Below are 15015 nucleotides of genomic sequence, written 5' to 3'. Positions count from 1 at the left end.
CCGCTGAACTGTCCACCGGCGCAGACCCTATCCCCGTGTTCCCCGCGCGAGCGGGGATGAGCCCCTGGTGATTGATGCACCCGGCGCGGTCATGGCGTGTTCCCCGCGCGAGCGGGGATGATTCCCCTCCTAGGCTCCCGGCTGGAGAAGGGAGCCGATGTTCCTCGTACTAGCAGGGCTAAGCTTCGGCGTTGCCGGATTCGCTGTTGCTGTCCACTTCTCGCTGGTCTTGGCTGGGTTTACTCTCAGAGCCTGCTGGGTATCTAGAATCGGCGATAAAAGCTGAATAATTGTAGTCGGGCTTGGCATCTGCTCGTTTGGGCTGGCAGGCATTATAGTCGTGACTAATACTGTCCAGGCGGTTGTCTGTTTATTGACTGCAGGAATATAAAACCCCGGTGCCACCGCCTAATAAAGGACGTGGGAAAAGGCACCGGGGAAACCCCCACTAAACGAGGGGGATAGAAGGGCGTGAAATCATGAAACACGCAGAAGAAAGGATAACAGCAATGGCAAAGAAAGAGGAATACACGGAGTTCACTGTGTATCTGTCCTCTAAAGAGGTTGCAGCAATGGCTGGGGTGGAGGTTAAGACCGTGAATAATGCCCGCAAGAAGGGCGACCTGCACCCCGCCTCGCGTATCGGCAGCACATGGGGTTATTTTGAATCTGAGGTGCGCCGCTGGATGGATTGGCGTGAGGAGAACCCGCCGAAATCCCGAGCGTGGGGCTGGAATAACAGCGGCACCCCGCGTCCACATGGTGTTGAGGTCAAAGAAAAGAAGGATAAATGAGCGTTTTTTCTTGTGTTCCCCGTACGAGCGGGGATGAACCCTCGTCACGCAAGGACAATGCTGGTTGGGCGGTGTGTTCCCCGCGTGAGCGGGGATGAGCCGGGCAGGGCTCCCTCCCCTCCCTCCCTCGCTCCGTGTTCCCTGCGCGAGCGGGGATGAGCCGACGACAGCGACGTTCTTGGATGAGCGGCTTGTGTGTTCCCCGCGCGAGCGGGGATGAGCCGCCCAGGGTGTTGTGCATACGCGCGACAGCCGAATGTTCCCCGCGCGAGCGGGGATGAGCCCCGGGTGAAGGGCGCTGACGGTCAGTGGTCATCGTGTTCCCCGCGCGAGCGGGGATGAGCCGACCCGCAACAAAGGCCAGGAGTTCGTCAAAGAATGTTCCCCGCATGAGTGGGGATGAGTCCTGGGCGCTCTACCAGCTATCGACTCAAACTACGTGTTCCCCGCGCGAGCGGGGATGAGCCGAACCAAACCTATAGGGCTTTCGTGGCGCGCCCGTGTTCCCCGCGCGAGCGGGGATGAGCCCTATATCAAGGGCAATAATGAAAGAAACTCAACGTATTCCCCGCACTCGCGGGGCACAGGTAAGGCCCCTCGGCCCGCAGTAGTAAACTGCAGGCCGAGGGGCCTCATCATGCGTTAGTAACTAAGCTGCAGAGTGGCGCTGTCACCGCCCGGGGGAGTACCCCTACGCTGCCGCCGCTACAGCTCCCTTGGCTGAGGTGCCGTTTCGGGTCCAGAGCAGGAGCGCTGCCACGCTGTTGATGATGTAGAAGATGTACTTGCCGACGTTCGCGAAGTTGCCCTGGGTCAGCGCCTTGATGCACTGCACGGTGTTGTACAGGAACCAGAATTGCCACTGCATCGTGAGCTTGAGCGCGTTCAGAATGTTCGCTGACAGGGACAGGCCAAACACTACGGTCGTGATCCAGAACAGGAACGAGGTCTTGCCGCCGTAGCCAATGTAGTTCGTGACCAGGGAGAACGCGAACGAACCCGCCACAATACCGCCAATAATCAGCTGGCCCTTCGTGCCGGTCGGCGGTTCTAGAGCCTTGCCGCGTTCGGAGTTCTGCCACCTACGAATCGCGAAGGTGTACACGATGAAGGTCACCGGGTAGGTGATGATTGCTGCCTTGTTGCCCAGAATGTAGTCGATCGCTCCGGACAGCGCCGTGTTAATAATGCCGAGCACGTTGCCAACGTTGGAGAGGCGGCCGGTCAGGCGGGTAGACATCATCGAAATACCCACGTTAATCACGGAAATCACGCCGAGGGGGATGAAGCTCGTAATCGGGCCCCAGTCAACGTATTTGGCGAGGTTGGTGCTCAGGTATCCTGAGGCGATTGCGATGGCGATGACCAGTGCCACGCCGAAGAGGTCGGCGTACTTGGACTTGGCGAAAAAGAGGAGGGCCTTCTCAGAGAATTCCTTGGCCTCCATGGGTAACTCCTTTGTTAGGATATAGAAACAGTGATAGGGTACCAATAACTATAACTCTTTGAAAAGGGTTTGAAACAGCGTGTCGCACACAAAACCTCAGAACCCCACATATTCCACATCCCGGAACACTTTGGCGTAGAGCAATTCAAAGCCGCCCCATCAAGAACCCATGCCAACTTCCGGCAAACGTTGCCAGATAACGCCCCTACTTCGTTGAATACCGAAAATGGGCGTAAAATCACCGCCGTTTCGTCTTCGCTTTAAACGGGACCTTAAGGTACGCTAGATGACTGGGTCAGGGAACTCGTGCCGGTCTCACTCACCGCGCATCCGCCCGACAGACACCCGCACCCCGTACGCTGCGTCTCACTCACGCACACAGGGGAGGGAACCACCGTATCGGCCTCACTCACCGTTTACGCCGCTGTCCACGCGTCCTGCCACCCGTAACTCACTCAACTCAAACAAGAACTGAATAGGACAATCATGCCCTTGCTTACCCATCGACTCTCACGACGATTCTTCGTAAAGGGTGCTTCTGCCGCCGCCGCTGCAGGCGCACTGACCCTGCAGGCACAGGCCGCTCAGGCAGACGAAGCCCCCGCAAACCTTGCCCCGGCAACCGAGGAAACTAAAGGCCCGCGCCTCGTTATTCAGCGCGCCACCATCACTGAAACCGGTATGACCGTCAACTACACTGCACACGGTCTGCGCGAATTCCTCACCGAAGGCACCACCCTGACCGTACGCCACGGCTACGTTCGTAACGACTCTTTCGAAACTCTGCGCTCCTGGCCGCTCACCCCCGAATTTGACGGTGACGCTGACAGCTTCAGCGGTAGCGACCAGTTCCCCATCGAGCTGATGCAGGGTGAGGGTGTTGATCACGCCCTGCAGCTGGATATTTGCTCCGACCCGTGGGGTCAGGAGATCACCCACCAGATTGCTGCGCGCATCCCCCTGGCTGAGACCAAGATCCTGAAGACTTCTTTCGAGGATGTTCCGGATAACCACCCGTTCGCTGAGGATATCCGCATGGCGAACCAGAAGAAGTGGCTGATGCCGAACCCGCAGACTGGCGCGTTTGAGCCGGACCGCCCGGTGACCCGTGAGGAGCTTATTGCTCTGCTGAACCACGCTGCTGGTCACGCTGGCGTGAGCGAAAACTCGGATGTTGCACCCTTCGCGGATGCGGCAGGCCGCCCGACCGCGAACGCGCTGCACTGGGCTCGTGACCGCAAGATCACCGAGCCGCTCACTGGTGGCGACAAGATTGACCCGACCGCACCGGTTTCTCACGAGGAGCTGGCGGCTGTGCTGTTCCAGTACAACGCGGAGGTTCAGCTGACCGAAATGAAGGAGGGCGCTGGTTCTCGTTTCCGCGACGTGCTCGGTGCTGGTACTCTGCACCGTTACGTCGCGTGGGCTGGCGCGAACGACATCGTTCTGGATGCTTCGGGCGTGTTCAACCCGACCGCGCCGACTACTCGCGCGGAGCTGGCTCGTTTCATTCGCCGCTACAAGCTGCAGAACCTGCTGTTCACTGACTTCTCGTATGTCTCCTAATTTTTAGTCACCCCGGCACCGTGTCACTTCGGCACTGTGTATTGGGGTGTGTGGAACCCCCGTCTTCTGGCTTTGCTGGAGGCGGGGGTTTTGCTGTGCCTAGTCGTGCCTCGCTGCTATATTGCCGCACCTCGGGGAGTTTTAGTGACAGGCTGTGCCTGGCATATGAAATTTTGCGTCATATATACCTGAAATCTTGAAAAATTCTGTGCGCTAAGTAAGTATTACCTAGAAGGTAAGTTAACGGTTGCCTTACTTAATACTGTGTGAAGACTAGTTTCCTTCCTCGTGGGCCCACGAAACCCACACTAGAGAGCAGGAAAAACGCGGCACCTCACCACCCATCGGTGGGGGAGAGAAGCACCTCCACACACCACCCACGAAAAAGGACATACATATGAACCTCGCTTCGAGCAAGGCATTCAAGGGCCTCGCCGTTGGATCGCTGGCACTGGCAATTTCCGGCGTTGCCACCATCCCCGCATCGTTCGCGGCAGAATCCACCCCGGCAGCAAGCCAGAGCAGTGAAGCTCGCACCATCACCGACAAGGCGATGGCAAAGATCACCCAGGGCTTGCCCGGTCAGTTCCAGGTCGCATACTCCAAGAAGACCAACAAGATTTGGGTTGCTGGCACTGCAGACCGCGACGAGCACGTTTCTACGATTGCTCGCATTGACGCGAACTCCCTGAAGATTGAGGCAGTTGCCGAGCTGCCCATTATCAAGGGGGACTCGGGCTACTCCTACGAGGGTGCGTACGGTATCACCGTCGATGACGAGGAAGGTACCGTGTGGGTGACCAGCACCCGCGATAACTCCGTTGCCGTATACGATCAGGCGACCATGAAGCAGCTGTGGACCAATGCGGGTCTGAGCAAGGACGACCCGAACTGGATTGAGCACCCCCGCGAGGTGCGTGTCGATCACGAGTCGGGTAAGGCTTTCGTGACCGGTCGCTTCTTTGTCTCGGCTATCGATCTGAAGACCAAGAAGGTCGAGAAGATTCAGCTTGAGGGCGCGCCCGATGGCGGTACCCGCTACATCAGCATGAACATTCTGGTGGACGGCGGTAAGCTGTACGTGCCCGAACGCACCGGCGGCAAACTCTTCGTGATCGACACCAAGACCTTCAAGGTCGAGAAGACCATCTCTGTGAAGGGCGATAAGGACGGCGAGGTTCGCCCCTCCGACGTGGCTATTGACCACTCGCAGAACGAAATTTACGTCTCTTCGCAGGGCGAGAACTCCGGTGTATCCGTGTACGATGCGACCACCTACGAGTTTAAGAAGTTCATCCCCTTCGGCACCCAGGCGCTCTCGCTCGATAACGATGAGGCCAACGACCTGGTGTACGTGACCGACTTCGGCACCGGCAAGGTGGGCGTGATTGACGGCGGCGCAGCGGACAAGCTAATCGCCGAGGTCGCCATGAACGGCGGCAAGGCAAACGACCTGGTCGTGCTGCCCAACGGCTCCGTTGTTGCTGTGGACAAGCAGGCTGGCGCAACCGCAACCGTGCCCTACGTCCTCGACGGCACCACCGGCACCGTCAGCACCTCGGACAAGGTCACCAGCAAGCCCGGCAAGGACCGCCAGGGCAACGACGTACCCGCAAAGACTTCTGAAATTCAGGCGAACTCCATCCTGAAGTTCAAGGTCACCGCAACCGCAGGCGACAACTCCGAGGTCAAGCAGGTCACCCCCGAAACCCGCGAGTTCCAGGGCTACCCGGCAACCGCCACCAAGACCAAGGCAACCGACTCCACCGCCCCCTCCACCGAGGCACACCGCACCGTGGATGCAAACGCTAGCGTTGCAAACATCATTCAGGGTCTGCCCGGCCAGTTCCAGGTTGGCTACTCCAAGAAGAACCACAAGCTGTTCGTACCCACCGTGGGTGCGCGCGGCGGCCTCGCTTCCTCCCTGGCACGCGTGGATGCAGACACTCTGCAGACCGAGGCATTCGCCGAGCTGCCCGTGAAGAAGAACGACAAGGGCCAGTACGGTTACACCTCCGCATACGGCGTGACTGTTGATGACGTGGACGGCACCGTCTGGGTCACCAACACTATCGACAACTCCGTGGCAGTGTACGACCAGCAGACCCTCAAGCTCATCTGGACTAACGAGGGCGTGAAGGAAGGCGACCCGAATTGGATCGAGCACCCCCGCTCCGTTCTGGTTGACCACGAGTCCGGTAAGGCGTTCGTGACCGGCCGCTTCTTCGTATCCGCGATCGACCTGAAGACCAAGCAGGTTGAGAAGATTCAGCTCGAAGGCGCACCCGACGGCGGTACTCGCTACGTGAGCATGAACCTGTTCCTGGACGGCGGTAAGCTGTACGTGCCCGAGCGCACCGGTGGCAAGCTCTTCGTCGTGGACACCAAGACCTTCAAGGTTGAGAAGACCATCCAGACTCAGGGTGAGGACTCCACCGTTGAGGTTCGCCCCTCCGACGTGGCGGTGGATCACTCGCTGAATGAGATTTATGTTTCTTCTCAGGGTGTGAAGGGCGTCAACTCCGGTATCTCTGTGTACGACCTGACCACTGGTGCGTTCAAGAAGTTCGTCAAGTTCGGCACCCAGGCGCTCGCACTGGAGCACGATGAGGATCGCGACCTGGTGTACGTGACCGACTTCGGCACCGGCAAGGTGGCTGTCTTTGACGGTCGCGCTGACGAGGTCATCGGCGAGGTCGAGATGAACGGGGCAGCCGCGAACGACGTGACCCTGCTCAAGGATGGCTCCGTGCTGGTTCTCGACAAGAAGGACCGCGACGAGAAGGTGACCCTGCCCTACGTGCTCAACGGCACCACCGGCGAGATCACCACCGCCAGCGAGTACACCACCCTGCCCGGCAAGGACCGCCAGGGTAACGACGTTCCCGCATCGGTTCAGCAGCTGAAGGCTAACTCGATTCTGAAGTTCAAGGTTGGCGTGAAGGACACCGACGCGAGCGCAGCTCCGGTGGGCATCACCCCGACTTCGCTGCAGTTCGCGGGTTACCCGACGGTGACCGGTGTGAAGGCTGAGGAGTCGAAGCCGGCTGATCCGAAGCCGGCTGATCCGAAGCCGGCTGACCCGAAGCCTGAGGACAAGAAGGCTGAGGACAAGAAGTCTGATGCTAAGTCCGAGAATACCGCAGAGGCTAAGGATCAGACCTCCAAGGATCAGGCATCTCAGTCTGATGCCAAGTCTGACGCTAAGACCGGTGCACAGGACTCCAAGTCTGCTCCGGATGCTGTGAAGGCTGATAAGTCCGGTTCGGCTGTGAAGAATGGCGGCTCCTCCGATTCTTCTATCGGTGGTTCCTCGGTAGCTAAGAGCGATGCTGGTTCTTCGCAGGCTGGCTCTTCGCGTGGCGCTTTGGCGAACACCGGTGCTGACGCTGTGATGCCGCTGGTTGCTTTCGCTTCTGTGGCTCTGATTGCGGGTGCTGCTCTGGTGATGCGCCGCCGCAAGGCATAAAGTGTAGCGTTTAGTTTTCGGGCTTGAATGCTCGATCTAACGCGTGAGAAGGCGGGTATTTTCTCTTTCGGATTCTTCGAATCTGGGGGAGGGGTACCCGCCTTTTGCGTGCCTGCTTGGGCTAATGCTGGGCAGAGGTTTTAAAATATATTTATATATGTGCACTTGTCTGTAAAAATATAGGTTTTGAATGTCGAAAAAATGTGTGGCCAGCGGTGAATGTTACTGGCGCGCCTCACCTAAACTTTTACATTAATGTGTAAATATAAAAGCGTCACAACACCCCTTGTGGACAGGGTTTTTGCCTGCAAGAGCAAAGAAAAACCCCGGAAACAGCTCAACCTTCACGTGATACTGGAGGCGAATTAGGGGCTCACTCATAAAAATACAAAACACACCCACGTCGCTGCTTGTATTTTCCTGGGAAAACACTGAGGATTAGAAGGTAGGTAAATTTATGCGTTACCTGCATTTCTGCTTTTCGTGCCGTCGAATATGTCACCGCATATTCACGGGTGTCTCGTTAGCATTCGCATGCGGCATGTGAGCACTTCCGTTACACATTTGAAGGACACACATTGAACCTCACTCCCTCCTCGGGTAAAGCACTGAAGGGGCTCGCCGTCGGCTCCCTCGCGCTCGCGATCTCCGGCGCAGCCATGATTCCTGCCTCCTTCGCAGCACCGAATACCGCAAACCAGACCGCCGCCTCCAGCGCATCGACTCCTTCCACCGCATCGCTGAGCCGCGTTGTTGACACTTCCGCATCCGTCGCGCAGATTACCCAGGGCCTGCCCGGTCAGTACCAGGTTGCCTACTCCAAGGCGACCAACAAGATCTGGATGGTCGGCGTGGGTGCACGCGGCGACCTCGCCTCCACTATTGCTCGTGTCAACGCAGACACTCTTCAGATTGAAGAAGTGGCAGCGCTTCCCTTCGAGCTGGATAAGAACGGCGAATTTGGCTACGTTTCCGCGTACGGCATCACTGTTGATGATGTGTCCGGTACCGTGTGGGTTACTAACACCACCGACAACTCCCTGTCTGTGTTCGACCAGAACACCATGGAGCAGATTTGGACTAACCACGGCATTGCCGAGAGTGACCCGAACTGGATTGAGCACCCCCGCTCTGTGCTGGTGGACCACAACTCCGGCAAGGTGTTCGTGACCGGTCGCTACTACGTGTCCGCAATCGATATGAAGACCTTCGAGGTCACCAAGCTGCAGCTGGAAGGTGCCCCCAATGGCGGTACCCGCTACATCGGCATGAACATGACCGTTGATGGCGACAAGCTGTACGTGCCTGAGCGCACCGGCGGCAAGGTCTTCGTCATTAACACCCACACTTTCAAGACCGAGCAGGTTATTCAGACCCGCGGCGAGAACTCCTCTGTTGAGGTTCGCCCCTCTGACGTCACTATTGACCACTCCGAGAACGAAATTTACGTCTCCTCCCAGGGCGTGGATGGTGTAAACTCCGGTATCTCCGTGTACGACCTGACCACCGGTGCGTTCAAGAAGTTCGTCAAGTTCGGCACCCAGGCGCTGTCCATGGAGAACGACGAGGGCCGCGACCTGGTGTACGTGACCGACTTCGGTACCGGTAAGATCGCCATCTTCGACGCTAAGACCGACCGTGTAATCGGTGAGGTTGAGATGAATGGCGGTAAGGCTAACGACCTGACCATCGCCGAGGACGGCTCCGTCATTGCAGTGGATAAGCAGGACATCGCCAACACCACCGCGGCAGTACCCTATGTGCTGAACGCGAAGACCGGTGACGGCTCCCTGACTGACACCTACACCTCCAAGGCGACCGTGGATCGTAACGGCAAGGCTGTTCCTTCCTCGCAGCAGAAGCTGGTTCCGAACTCCATCGTGAAGTTCTACGCTAAGGTTTCCGAGGGTGAATTCACCTCCACCGCGACTATTAATCCCGCAAAGGTTCCCTTCCAGGGCTACCCGAAGCAGGCTACTGCAGTGCTGATTGACCCCACCCTGAACTTCGCTGAGGGTACCGTCGACATTACCCGCCCCTACACCTTCCACGTGTCCGGCTACGACTATGATAAGCCGCCGGCCGAAGGTCTCCGCCTGTTCCTCGTCAAGGAAGGTGAATGGTCGATGGGTTATGACAAGCTGACCGATAGCGAATTGGCAAACATCCAGAAGGTGTCTACTATCGTTCCGGCAAGCGCGTTTGTCTACAACTCACGTACCGGCAAGTACTCCTTCGAGGCAACTCTGCGTGTTCCGGCAAACACCATGCAGTACAGCCAGGGCTACATGCTCGGCACCGTCACTGCTGGTTCTGATGTGGCTACCAACCGCAATTACGATTCGGCTGTTTCGCTGATTGTTAATGACGCGAAGGACGCTGGCAACGCAGATAACCGCAATGAGGCTGATGAGCCGGCATTCCCGGCCTCCCCCTCCGCTGAGCCTTCTGCTTCCGCGTCTGCACCTGCAGTAGCAGAGAAGCCTGCGGCTGAGCAGTCGAAGGGTGAACCTTCGAAGACCGAGGAAGCTAACGACCAGCTGGGAACTACTACGAAGACCGCGCCGCTGAAGAACTCTTCTTCGGCAAAGTCTGAGTCTCAGCCTAAGAGCTCCGGCGTTGATTCTCAGGTGAGCGCTTCTGCGACCAAGTCTGCGCCTCAGAGCAAGGGTTCGCTGGCTAAGACTGGTGCTCAGAGTGTTCTGAGCCTGGCGGCTGTCGGTGCATTTGCGCTGATCGCTGGTGCTGCTGTGATGGTGCTTCGCCGCCGTAAGGCATAGTTTCTTGCTCTAATTTGAGCGGATGCGCCCCGTACACTGTGCGGGGCGCATTTTTGTGCCTTGGCGCCGTGGCGTTTTGTGAGGTGTTTATTGGGTGGAGGCGGGGTGTGGTGGCGGTGGAAGCTGCCGGGGGAGTGCCTGGTTTGGCTGGAAAGGAGCCTATGCGGTGGGTCTTGCACTCGGTGTAAAATATGTGACTCAATTCACTGCTTTTCGATTTGGCTGTTTTCGGGAACCTCTGTATAGTTATATGTGTTGCCAGGGAGACCTGGTAAAAGAGATGTAAATCTCACGGCCCCATCGTATAGCGGCCTAGTACTCCGCCCTCTCACGGCGGCAACACCGGTTCAAATCCGGTTGGGGTCACACTAGGAAAGAAGCCCTTTATCTTCGGATGAAGGGCTTCTTTGTTTGTATCTGTATCTGTCGGAAGAGCTCTTAGATTCTGTGGTGCCGCCGTGAGCCTCTCACGGCGCCGCTCCTTACGTCGCGGCACTCCGGGGCATGATGGATTTCCTCGCGCGCTCGGCATCATGCCCCTCCGTCACCGTTACAAACCGGTTGGGGTCACAACTAGGAAAAAGCCTTGATTCTTCGGAATCAAGGCTTTTTTGTTTATATCTGTCTTTTTCAAGAAGGAATAAAAAGCGAAAAGCCACATGTGTTTCGAGAAGCCACCATGATTGTGGCTTTTCGAAACACATGTGGCTTCTCGGCGGTATAGGGGGTCCGGTATAGGGGATTCGAACCTACTGTGCCGATGCCTCAGCAGAAGCAGCGGTCGCCTCTGCAGATGCAGCACCCTCAGCCGAAGCGCTCGGGCTCAGCGACGGAACCGGCGAAGCAGACGCAGTACCCGGAGCACGACGCACCATACGCCACGTGCCGTCCTGGTAATGAGCCACAATCTGACCAGCCACCGGCTTACCCGGGTACTTGAACACCTCGGTCAGCGGCTGCACACGATCATTGGTCTTGCTGTACACGCCAGCACCCTCAGCACCATCAATCACCATCTCGGATGCCCAAGTGTAGTAGCCGGTGCGAGTGTCCTTAGTCGGGCGGTCAGCAGTCAGCGACAGAACCATCGGACGCTCCGAACCAATAACCCAGCCGCTCTCCGAAGCGTACATGCTCTGGAAGAACTCAGCCACAGTCGAGTAGTCGCCGGTGTGGTCAATGTTCGTGAAGCGGGTACCGTCACCGGTCAGCAGCAGGTAGTTCAGGGTAGCCTGCCAGTACGCGATGAACGCGTGCAGACCCTCAACACTGTTCTCACGCAGCTTCGCCGGCTCAACCGGGATCGCAACGTTGACAGCCTTGTGCTCCTTGGTGCCGGGCTCAAAAGTGCCGGTGGAGGAGTAGTCGGCAAGAACGACCTCACCCTTCATACTGGGGCCAGGCTCAACGGTGGTGGTTGCCTCAGCGGTGGGGGAGACGGATGCGGTCGCGCTAGCGCTCGCGGTCGAAGACTCGGTAGCGGATGCGCTCGCGGTCGCTGAAGACTCGGAGGAAGACTTGGAAGAGCAAGCGGCAAGAAGCGCTGCGGTGCCCAGGCCCAGTGCGGTCAGGGCGGTGCGGCGGGTATACATGGTAGACATGGGGCTCTTTCTGAGGTGAATAAAGTATGTGCCGGTATTGAACTAATTCCAGAATATCGCAGGGGAGTGGTCAGCCCAATGTTGTGTGCGCCTCCATGACCGTAAAAGCGGCGGTAGATGACGAAAAACACGGGGTCAGAGACTCGCGTACGTTTACGACATGGTCGGGGTTCTAAACGGAGGCGCCGGAGCTACTTGCGCTTGAGCTGGGCGAGCTCGTCGTAAGTTTGGCTGGTTCATTCCAAACCGTCCAGGCACCATCCTGATACTCCAAGATAAAGAAGAACTCATAATCACCAGGGCCGCTGCGCATCAGCCGTGCTCGGGTCACTGAGCGGGCGGATATCGCTGGCGCAGGCGGTCAAGGAAGCGAGCGCGGCGGTGGCGGCGATGCCAAAGGCGGCGCGTCGGGTTACGAAGGTAGACATAAGGCACCCTTCAATAGATTATCGGTGTATCTATTTAAGGGTACCTTAGTTCATTTGGGTATGTTTATGATTTTCTCGTTATTAATCCTTGGAAAATGCTACAAAAGCTACGTTAGCTAACGAAAAGCGCCGTTTACTAGGGGAAAGTGTCATCATCCTCCTGTGCTGCTGCTTTCCTACACCGCCGCTTTCCTGCGTCCGTATTTTCCAGCGCCGCCGCATCCTAAACGTTAAGGCCAGAATCGCTCCCACCCGAGGAACCGGGAGAAGTCGTCGAGGAATTCTTCGTCTCAACGGTGACCATCCACGCATCGTCTCGATAGTTCAACACAAAAGTGACCTCATCGTTACTGGAATCACCGCTCGACTCACCCACACGAATGTCCCTGTCCTCGGGTACGTAATGGAGAACAGCATCCTTATGGCCACGGACAATACCCTTCCAACGGTACTGCTGATCGTCAACCTTCTGCGGGGTCTCCTCGGTCAGCTCAGCCATGAGCGGCGTCTCGGTGCCGTACATCCACCCCTCACCCTTTGCGTACAACTCTACATACGACTTCATCTTCTGCACGTAGATACCGTCCAGGTCCACGACCTTGAACGGTTCATTATTACCGGTAATGGTCAGATAATTCACCGATGCGACCCAGTAGCCCACCGCCGCGTACATGCCCGAGGTCGTCTTCGACTTCATATTCTGGGGAGGGACGGGCATGGGCGGGTTCTCCGCCTTCTCCGTGGCGCTTGCGGGGCGGTAGGTTCCCGTGGACTTGTAGCTATTGAACTTCAACTCGCCCTTGTAGGGGCGCATCGGGTCAACTACGCTCGGGTCCTCCAGCGGGCGGATATCGCTCGCGCAGGCAGTCAAGGAAGCGAGCGCGGCGGCAGCGGTGACAGCCAGGGCGGTGCGTCGGGTAATGAAGGTAGGCATGAGAACCCCTCAATGGTTTGTTCGTGTGCTTTTAAGCGTACCCGAGCAGGTTGGGTGACACGTTCGAAGCCTGCAGCTGATCGTCTGGGGGCAGTTCAACACAACCGCACGCAGGTCATGTAAACAAAAGCTATGCAAGCGAAAAAGGGGAAGCTCCCGCACGCAGCCTCAACTGCATACGGGGGCTTCTCTCATCGCCATAAGTGGCTAGGACAAGTGGCTAGGAACGCGGGTTAGGCGCCAGCGCTACTTGCCTCTGAAGAGGGGGAGTCGGCTTCTTCATCACTAAGCAAGAACCAGGCGCCGTCCTTATAATCAAACGGAAAATTGGTCGCCTCGCTCTTGGTCGATCCCTCAACCAGGGGAACAGGGTCATGACCTTCAACGCGGGCCTTTGCGTTGGGATCATAGATGATGCGTCCGAGCCAATCGTAACGGTTGGGGCCGCCCTCGACTTTTTTGGGAGCATCAGTCAGCAGCTGAACGGTAACCGGTGCATCCGTGTCATACACCCAGCCCTTACCGGAAGAGTAGATAAGAACGGCATTGGCCTGATCGTTCGCATAGCGGCCTTCAGGGTCAGCTTTCTTGAGAGGCTCGTAATCGCCCGTCATGAACATGTAGTTGAAGCTTGCCACCCAGTAGCAGAGGAACTCGTACATGCCCTCAATGGTTGCCTCGTGCATCTTTTCCGGAACAACAGGCTTCGGCACGTTCTGTGCCTTCTGAGTGGCAGTTGCTCGAACGTATTCGCCGTTATTCTCGTACTTGTCGAGCTTCACCGCGCCCTTGTACGACTTCTTAGCGGAAGAAGACGCCGACACCGACGCCGATGCCGAGGGGGATGCACTCGCGGACTCAGAAGCGCTTGCCGAAGGCGAAGCCTCACCGGAGGCGGAGCTATCAGCCAGCGGGCGGATATCGCTAGCGCAGGCAGTCAGCGCCGCAGCCGCGCCGGCGCCGGTAGCAGCAGCTAGTGCGGCACGTCGAGAAAGAAAAGTAGCCATGAAAAAAATCCTTAAGTAATGTGTGTCAGAAGATGAAGAAATTTAGCTGTTGTTATCCAGGAGCATGCGCCACATGCCTTCCTTGTACTCCATGATGAACTTCGTCGTGCGAGGAATCGTCTTTTCCTCCTCAACGATAGTCGCATCAGGCTCACCCTCAATGTGGTACTTAGCGGCAGGGTCATAGGCGACGGTCACAAGCCACTCATAACGGTTCGGCTTATTAGCAACCGGCTGAAGCTCGTTCTCCGCAATCTCAATCTTGTACGGCTGATCCGAACCGTAAATCCAACCCAGGCCCGACTCGTAGAGCTTAATCATGGTCTTAGAGTTCTTCAAAAAAGCCTTTGCCGGATCCGCCTGCATCAGCGGCTCAACATCGCCAGTCAGAATCAGATAATTCTGGGAGGCAAGCCAATAACCCATCAGAGCGTAGGCACCCTCGGGGCTGTTCTCCTTCATCTTCTCCGGGATGAGGGGCCTCGGCACGTTCTGCGCCGGCGCATTCGCACTCGCCGCAATGTAGGTGCCGTTCCGCTCGTAGTTATTGAACTTAATCGGGCCAACATACGAGCCGGGAGTGTGATCATCAGTGGGCGAAGGCGACGCAGAGGCGCTCGCAGAAGAAGAAGCCGCACCAGAAGCAGCAGAAGGCGAACCGGAGGAACCGCCGGAACCCTGCGACAGCGGGCGAATATCGCTAGCGCAAGCAGTCAGCGCCGCAAGAATACCGGTCGCACCCACACCCAGGAGAGTACGTCGAGTGAAGAAGGTAGTCATCGGAAGCCCTTCGTTGGAGCCAATACAAAGCAAATCACGCCACACACCGTGGTGTGCATACGCACCCCGTACAGGCCTATCAGTACGTCAATGTATATACATTTAAGGTTACCCGAGAGCCACCAGATAGCCCTGTGGCCACCTCGCATGTTCAGAAAATTAAGACCCCACACCCAGCGTTTTACCAGGTGCGGGGTCTTACACCATGA

At 57.3% G+C, this 15015-nt stretch carries 10 protein-coding genes, 1 tRNA gene and 1 CRISPR repeat array (1 of these 12 running past the window's edge); of the genes, 5 read left to right on the top strand and 6 right to left on the bottom strand.

What is annotated here, in order from left to right:
* Positions 1–125: a CRISPR direct-repeat array (repeat unit 29 nt); it reaches 2527 nt to the left of the window's first position.
* A 384-nt stretch (positions 126–509) separates the two neighbouring features.
* Positions 510–794, top strand: coding sequence for a helix-turn-helix domain-containing protein (locus tag ACP3RB_RS04690; RefSeq protein WP_426698653.1), 285 nt, complete (start codon positions 510–512; stop codon positions 792–794).
* Positions 795–1485: 691 nt separating this feature from the next.
* Here ACP3RB_RS04690 and ACP3RB_RS04685 read toward each other — a convergent pair.
* On the bottom strand, positions 1486–2241 hold the full coding sequence (locus ACP3RB_RS04685) for a nicotinamide mononucleotide transporter (RefSeq protein WP_426698652.1): 756 nt from the start codon (positions 2239–2241) through the stop codon (positions 1486–1488).
* Between the two features lie 486 nt (positions 2242–2727).
* On the opposite strand from ACP3RB_RS04685, the gene ACP3RB_RS04680 reads away from it, so the two are divergent.
* From ACP3RB_RS04680 to ACP3RB_RS04665, 4 genes are all read left to right on the top strand, one after another.
* The gene (locus tag ACP3RB_RS04680) at positions 2728–3807 is read left to right on the top strand and encodes an S-layer homology domain-containing protein (RefSeq protein ID WP_426698651.1); all 1080 of its coding nucleotides are present in this window, start codon (positions 2728–2730) and stop codon (positions 3805–3807) included.
* A 397-nt stretch (positions 3808–4204) separates the two neighbouring features.
* The gene (locus ACP3RB_RS04675) at positions 4205–7276 is read left to right on the top strand and encodes an LPXTG cell wall anchor domain-containing protein (RefSeq protein ID WP_426698650.1); all 3072 of its coding nucleotides are present in this window, start codon (positions 4205–4207) and stop codon (positions 7274–7276) included.
* Positions 7277–7854: 578 nt separating this feature from the next.
* Complete coding sequence (locus ACP3RB_RS04670) at positions 7855–10056, top strand: LPXTG cell wall anchor domain-containing protein (protein WP_426698649.1); 2202 nt, start codon at positions 7855–7857, stop codon at positions 10054–10056.
* Between the two features lie 293 nt (positions 10057–10349).
* Positions 10350–10422, top strand: a tRNA-Glu gene (locus ACP3RB_RS04665).
* A 383-nt stretch (positions 10423–10805) separates the two neighbouring features.
* On the opposite strand, the gene ACP3RB_RS04660 is transcribed toward ACP3RB_RS04665, so the two are convergent.
* The 5 genes from ACP3RB_RS04660 to ACP3RB_RS04640 form a co-directional block, all read right to left on the bottom strand.
* Complete coding sequence (locus ACP3RB_RS04660; RefSeq protein ID WP_426698648.1) at positions 10806–11657, bottom strand: DUF6318 family protein; 852 nt, start codon at positions 11655–11657, stop codon at positions 10806–10808.
* A gap of 293 nt (positions 11658–11950) precedes the next feature.
* Positions 11951–12085, bottom strand: coding sequence for a hypothetical protein (locus tag ACP3RB_RS04655; RefSeq protein WP_426698647.1), 135 nt, complete (start codon positions 12083–12085; stop codon positions 11951–11953).
* A gap of 223 nt (positions 12086–12308) precedes the next feature.
* Positions 12309–13019 (bottom strand): DUF6318 family protein, encoded by a 711-nt coding sequence (locus ACP3RB_RS04650; RefSeq protein ID WP_426698646.1) that lies wholly within the window; start codon positions 13017–13019, stop codon positions 12309–12311.
* 233 nt (positions 13020–13252) lie between these two features.
* Positions 13253–14026, bottom strand: coding sequence for a DUF6318 family protein (locus ACP3RB_RS04645; RefSeq protein WP_426698645.1), 774 nt, complete (start codon positions 14024–14026; stop codon positions 13253–13255).
* A gap of 42 nt (positions 14027–14068) precedes the next feature.
* A complete protein-coding gene (locus ACP3RB_RS04640; protein WP_426698644.1) occupies positions 14069–14806 on the bottom strand; it encodes a DUF6318 family protein in 738 nt (245 codons plus the stop codon).
* Positions 14807–15015: the final 209 nt, after the last annotated feature.

The organism is Rothia mucilaginosa, from assembly GCF_049990865.1.
GTDB classification, from domain to species: Bacteria; Actinomycetota; Actinomycetes; order Actinomycetales; family Micrococcaceae; genus Rothia; species Rothia mucilaginosa_I.
This window is presented reverse-complemented; position numbering and strand designations above follow the sequence as displayed.

Excerpts from the sequence above, each read along its gene's own strand:
- ACP3RB_RS04675 (WP_426698650.1), top strand. The coding sequence starts at position 4,205 with ATGAACCTCGCTTCGAGCAAGGCATTCAAGGGCCTCGCCGTTGGATCG.
- ACP3RB_RS04660 (WP_426698648.1), bottom strand. The coding sequence starts at position 11,657 with ATGTCTACCATGTATACCCGCCGCACCGCCCTGACCGCACTGGGCCTG.
- ACP3RB_RS04680 (WP_426698651.1), top strand. The coding sequence starts at position 2,728 with ATGCCCTTGCTTACCCATCGACTCTCACGACGATTCTTCGTAAAGGGT.
- ACP3RB_RS04655 (WP_426698647.1), bottom strand. The coding sequence starts at position 12,085 with ATGTCTACCTTCGTAACCCGACGCGCCGCCTTTGGCATCGCCGCCACC.
- ACP3RB_RS04690 (WP_426698653.1), top strand. The coding sequence starts at position 510 with ATGGCAAAGAAAGAGGAATACACGGAGTTCACTGTGTATCTGTCCTCT.
- ACP3RB_RS04650 (WP_426698646.1), bottom strand. The coding sequence starts at position 13,019 with ATGCCTACCTTCATTACCCGACGCACCGCCCTGGCTGTCACCGCTGCC.
- ACP3RB_RS04685 (WP_426698652.1), bottom strand. The coding sequence starts at position 2,241 with ATGGAGGCCAAGGAATTCTCTGAGAAGGCCCTCCTCTTTTTCGCCAAG.
- ACP3RB_RS04645 (WP_426698645.1), bottom strand. The coding sequence starts at position 14,026 with ATGGCTACTTTTCTTTCTCGACGTGCCGCACTAGCTGCTGCTACCGGC.
- ACP3RB_RS04640 (WP_426698644.1), bottom strand. The coding sequence starts at position 14,806 with ATGACTACCTTCTTCACTCGACGTACTCTCCTGGGTGTGGGTGCGACC.